1 protein-coding gene is annotated in these 3,735 nt (G+C 73.0%); it reads right to left on the bottom strand.

Annotated features, from left to right (window positions below; all coding sequences use genetic code 11):
- The coding region (locus tag ACWD4U_RS34620) for an amino acid adenylation domain-containing protein (protein WP_363462256.1) at window positions 1-3,735 on the bottom strand (3,735 nt) is incomplete at both ends.

The following is a 3,735-nucleotide window of genomic DNA, read 5'->3' as shown; positions in this document are numbered from 1 at the left end:
CTCCAGGCCCGGCACCACCTCCGCCGTCGCCTGCGTCGCCACCACCGCCAGCTCACGCACCGTCTTGCGCTCGAAGATGTCCCGCGCCGTCAGCAGCAACCCGGCCTTACGAGCCCGACTCACCACCTGGATCGACGCGATACTGTCACCACCCAGGTCGAAGAACCCGTCGTCGATACCGACGCTCTCCCGGCCCAGCACACCCGCGAAGACGTCGCACAGCAAGCGCTCCCGCTCGTCGCGGGGCAGCTGCACCGGCCCGGCGTCCTGCTCGGCGGCGGCGCTCGCTTCGGGCGCCGGCAGCGCGCGCTTGTCGAGCTTGCCGTTGACCGTCAGCGGCAGCGCGTCGAGTACGACGAAGCCGTTCGGCACCATGTAGGCGGGCAGCCGACCGGCGGCGAACTCCCGGACCTCCGCGACCTCGACGTCCACGCCGACCAGGTACGCGGCCAACTGCTTGTCACCCGGCCGGTCCTCACGAACCAGCACCACGGCCTGGGTCACCGCAGGGTGGGCCGTCAGGGCGGCCTCGATCTCGGCGGGCTCGATGCGGAAACCGCGGATCTTCACCTGGTCGTCGCTGCGGCCTACGTAGTCGACCTGGCCGTCCTCGGACCAGCGCACCAGGTCGCCGGTCCGGTACATCCGGTCGCCGGGGACACCGTAGGGGTCCGCCACGAACCGCTCGGCCGTCAGCTCCGGGCGGCCGTGGTAGCCGTTCGCGACGCCGGTGCCCGCGATGTAGAGCTCGCCGACGCCGCCCGCGGGCAGCGGCTGCAGGAAGCCGTCCAGCACGTAGGCCCGGGTGCCGGCCATCGGGGCGCCGATCGGCATCGACGCGCCGTTCGGCCGGTCCGCCGGGACGGGCCAGACGGTGGCGAAGGTGGTGGTCTCGGTCGGGCCGTACACGTGCGTGAACTGCACCTCCGGGCAGTGGCGGACGGCGTTCTCCACCGCCTCGACGGTGACCTTCTCACCGCCGAACATCACCTCCCGCATGCCGGTGAAGGCCTGCGGCTCCTCCATGGCGATCGCGTTGAACAGCGCGGTCGTCACGAATGCCCCGGTCACCCCGCGCAGCGCGATCGCCGAGCGCAGCTCGTCCGGGCCGAGGTGCCCGCCGGGTGCCACGACCACCTTGCCGCCGCGCAGCAGCGGCGCCCACAGCTCGTAGGTCGACGCGTCGAAGGCGTGCGAGGAGTGCATCAGCACGCAGTCGTGCGCACCGCTGCCGAACCGCGGATCGAAGGCCAGCTCCGCCACGTTCCCGTGACTGACCATCACACCCTTCGGCCGACCCGTCGTACCGGAGGTGTACATCACGTACGCCAGCTGGTCCGCGGTGTACGCGGACCCGTCGAGCGCACCGGCCGGGTAGTCGGTGATCCGGCCGCTGATCGCCGCGGTGGACAGCACCGTCCGCACCGCCTCCGCGACCCCGTCCGGGATCTCGGTGCGGTCGGTGAGCAGCAGCGGGGCCTGCACGTCCCGGACGATCAGTGCCAGGCGGTCGGCCGGGTAGGCGTCGTGCAGCGGCACGTAGAACCCGCCCGCCTTCACCACCGCCAGCTCGGCCACGACGAGCTCCAGCGAACGGTCCAGCAGCAGCGCCACCGGCGTCCCCGCACCCACGCCCCGCTCCCGCAGCGCATGCGCCCAACGGTTCGACAGCGCGTCCAACTCCGCGTAGGTCAGGCGCTGTTCGCTGCCGATGACCGCGACGGCGTCCGGGGTCAGCTCGACCTGCCGGGCGAACGCGGCGGGCAGCGCGGGCACCGCGGTCCGGCCGGGCGCGCCCTGTCCCCAGTCGGCGAGTTGCCGGGCCAGCTCCGGCTCGGCCAGCACCGGGATCGCGCCGAGCCGCAGCTCCGGTTCGGCGGTGACGCTCGCCAGCAGCCGGGTCAGCCGCTCGCCGAGCAGCTGCACGCTCGCCGCGTCGAACAGGTCCAGCGCGAACTCGACCGAACCCTCGATGCCCGTCGGCACACCGTCCGCGCCGAAGGTCTCGCGGAGGTCGAGCAGCAGGTCGAACTTGGCCTGGTAGCCCGCCACGTCGACGGCGGACGGGGTGATCCCGGGCAGGTCGAGGTCCGGGTCGGGAGTGTTCTGCAGGGTGATCAGGGTCTGGAACAGCGGGTGCCTGGCCAGCGAGCGCTCCGGGTTGAGCACCTCCACCAGCCGCTCGAACGGCACGTCCTGGTGCGCGTACGCCGACAGGTCGTGCTCGCGCACGCGGGCGAGCAGCTCACGGAAGGTCGGATTGCCCGAGGTGTCCGTGCGCAGCACCAGCGTGTTCACGAAGAACCCGACCAGCTCGTCCAACGCCTCGTCGGTCCGCCCCGCGATGCCCGTCCCCAGCGGAATGTCCGTCCCCGCACCCAGCCGGGTGAACAGGGTCGCCACCGCCGCCTGCAGCACCATGAAGACGCTCGCGCCGGACGAGCGCGCCAGCTCGGTGACCGCCCGGTGGCCGTCGGCGTCCAACTGCCAGGGCAGGCGCTCGCCCCGGTAGGAGGCGATGGCGGGCCGCGGGCGGTCGGTGGGCAGCTCCAGGACGTCCGGCAGCTCGGCCAGAGTCTGGGCCCAGTAGGCGAGTTGACGGGAGATCACACTGTCCCGGTCATCCTCGGAGCCGAGCACCTCGCGCTGCCACAGGGCGTAGTCCGCGTACTGGACCGGCAGCGCCGCCGACTCCCGCGCCAGGTAGGCGGCTTCGAGGTCGCGCAGCAGCGGCGCCAGCGACCAGCCGTCGCCCGCGATGTGGTGCAGCACCACCAGCAGCACGTGGTCGTCCGCGGCGGTCCGGAACAGCGAGGCCCGCAGCGGGAGTTCGCAGGAGAGGTCGAACCCGCGGGCCGCCTCCCCCGCCAGCGCCTCGCCGAGTTCCGCCGCCCCGACCTGGTGGGTGAGCAGCTTCAACTCCGCCTCGGCGCGCACCTGCTGGTACGGCCGGCCGTCGCGCTCCGGGAAGACCGTGCGCAGCGTCTCGTGCCGGGACACCACCGAGGTCAGCGCCCGCTGCAGCGCGTCGGTGTCGAGCGGGCCTTCCAGCCGCACCGCCAGCGGGATGTTGTACGCACCGCCCTGGGTGTCGAGCCGGTCCAGGAACCACAGGCGCTGCTGCGCGTATGACAGCGGGACCTCGTCCGGCCGCTCCCGCCGGGTCAGCCGGGCGCGGGTGCCGGCCTCGCCGCCGAGAGTGCGGGCGAGTTGGGCGATGGTGGGGTTCTCGAAGACCGTGCGGATGCCGAGTTCGGCGTCCGTGACCGCCCGGATGCGGGACAGCAGCCGGGTCGCCAGCAGCGAGTGACCGCCCAGGTCGAAGAAGCTGTCGTCGATGCTCACCGCCTCCACGCCCAGCAGCTCGCGGAAGATCCCCGCCAGCGTCCGCTCCTCCGCCGTGCGCGGCTCGCGCCCACCCCCCGCGGCGACCACCGGCGCCGGCAGCGCCCGCCGGTCCAGCTTGCCGCTCGCGGTCAACGGCAGCGCCTCCAGCACCACGAACGCCGACGGCACCATGTAGCCCGGCAGGAGCCCGGCCGCGTGGTCGCGCACCTCGCCGACCTCGCCCACCTCGCCCACCTCGCCCACCTCGCCCACCTCGCCCACCAGGTAGGCGACCAGCTGCTTGTCGCCCGGTCGGTCCTCCCGGATCACCACCGCGGCCTTCGCCACCTGCGGGTGACCCGCCAGCACCGCCTCCACCTCACCCAACTCGATCCGGAAACCCCGGAT

The sequence above is a fragment of the Kitasatospora sp. NPDC002522 genome, from assembly GCF_053595195.1.
The sequence above is the reverse complement of the archived record's forward strand: the minus strand, read 5'-3'. Positions and strand labels throughout refer to the sequence as shown.